Source organism: Moorena sp. SIO4E2 (assembly GCF_010671945.1).
Classification (GTDB): Bacteria; Cyanobacteriota; Cyanobacteriia; order Cyanobacteriales; family Coleofasciculaceae; genus Moorena; species Moorena producens.
Genome location: NZ_JAAHIE010001257.1, coordinates 1 through 1,336 on the forward strand (window position 1 = coordinate 1; position 1,336 = coordinate 1,336).

General features: G+C 45.7%; 3 protein-coding genes. 1 reads left to right on the forward strand and 2 read right to left on the reverse strand.

The genetic code is table 11. From position 1 onward, the window contains the following. Positions 1–312: DUF4351 domain-containing protein (locus F6K37_RS42705; RefSeq protein WP_287257261.1), on the forward strand; the 312-nt coding region annotated here is incomplete at its 5' end. Between the two features lie 195 nt (positions 313–507). On the opposite strand, the gene F6K37_RS42710 is transcribed toward F6K37_RS42705, so the two are convergent. Both F6K37_RS42710 and F6K37_RS42715 read right to left on the reverse strand, forming a co-directional pair. Then, entirely contained in the window at positions 508–639 is a 132-nt protein-coding gene (locus tag F6K37_RS42710; RefSeq protein ID WP_287257262.1) for a hypothetical protein, read from the reverse strand. After that, a complete protein-coding gene (locus F6K37_RS42715; RefSeq protein ID WP_287257263.1) occupies positions 626–988 on the reverse strand; it encodes a XisI protein in 363 nt (120 codons plus the stop codon). Before F6K37_RS42715 ends, F6K37_RS42710 begins: the two co-directional genes overlap by 14 nt. Between the last annotated feature and the right edge of the window lie 348 nt (positions 989–1,336).

Sequence of the window (1,336 nt, forward strand, 5' to 3'; positions counted from 1 at the left end):
TTCTCAGAAGTGGAAAAACTCCGCAAACAGGAGATGGCCTTGGAGGACGCGCGAGGTGCATGGAGTTTCGCGAAAAGGGAAGGACGAGAAGAAGGCAGACTTGAAGGACGAGAAGAAGGAAGGCTAGAAGGGAAAAGAAATTTACTATTGGGACTGCTTGAGAGCCGTTTTGGACAACTAACCAGGAATGCGAACGCATTAATCGAAGCCTTGACCAACCAAGACCTAGACCGTTTATCAAAAGCCATCTGGGATTTTAACACCAGTGAGGACTTACTCAACTGGCTGGAAGAGCACTCTAGTTCAAAGTAGCTATAGGGTAACTAAATCTAATTGTGATATTTTTTTCCCTATCTCCCTACTCCCTACTCCCTACTCCCTACTCCCGTAAGCATTCAGCAGTCAGCGGTCAGCCGTCAGCTTAAAAGAAACCTCAGCACCTCAAGACAGCGTGCCCATAGCCCATAAGCTGATAACTGTTCGCGCAGCGTGCGCGTAGCGCATTAACTAATAGCTGTTCGCGTAGCGTGCGCGTAGCGCATTAACTAATAGCTGTTCGCGTAGCGTGCGCGTAGCGCATAAGCTGATAGCTGACGGCTGATAGCTGACGGCTGATAGCTGATAGCTAGGAAATAGCATAGCCAGTGTGTTGTCGGATATGGGGAGGATGAAAGGCTAAAACAATTTGTTCTTTGGGTATTCCCGCCGCCAGTAGCTCTTCTGTAATGCCGTGATCTAGACCATCATGGTGTAGCCAAATTTTATTGTTACGTATTTCAGCATCAAAGATGAGTGAATGAATTCGTTGTGTATCCTTCCAACCTTCGGTAATAACTAGATAGCGAGTTTTGTCATCGCTAACAATGATATTACTGATGACAGTATTATTGATAGAATTATTTTTGTGACGATTGAGGATATTACAATAGTTTTTCAGTATCTGAATAAGAGATGTAGCACAATTGGTTACTCCAGTGATGGTTTCCATAGCGTAATTTCCTCCTGGTTTTCATCATCGTGGTAAAGTCCTTAGCAGGCATGTAGAAGGTGGATTAGAGGGATATTGCTATTATAGTTTTATTGGTTATAGCCGAGGCTGAAAATACTTGGGCACGGCATGTCTACATTTCACCAGGTTTTGGAAGGGGCGCAACTGGCTACGTAAACCTAATCTCCATAAGATATTAGTTTGACCTGATGGTGCGTTACGGGGGGGCTGTTTCAAGCAGGAACGAAGAGGCGTAAAATCATGGCTAGCCCGCCCCTAACGCACCCTACGCCTCCCGATTCCCGATTCCCGATTCCCGATTCCCGACTCCCTATATCAACCTGTAAA

What these genes read in the sequence shown, in the direction of transcription:
- F6K37_RS42710 (WP_287257262.1), bottom strand. Translation starts at nt 639, where the DNA reads ATGCTATTTCCTAGCTATCAGCTATCAGCCGTCAGCTATCAGCCGTCA.
- F6K37_RS42715 (WP_287257263.1), bottom strand. Translation starts at nt 988, where the DNA reads ATGGAAACCATCACTGGAGTAACCAATTGTGCTACATCTCTTATTCAG.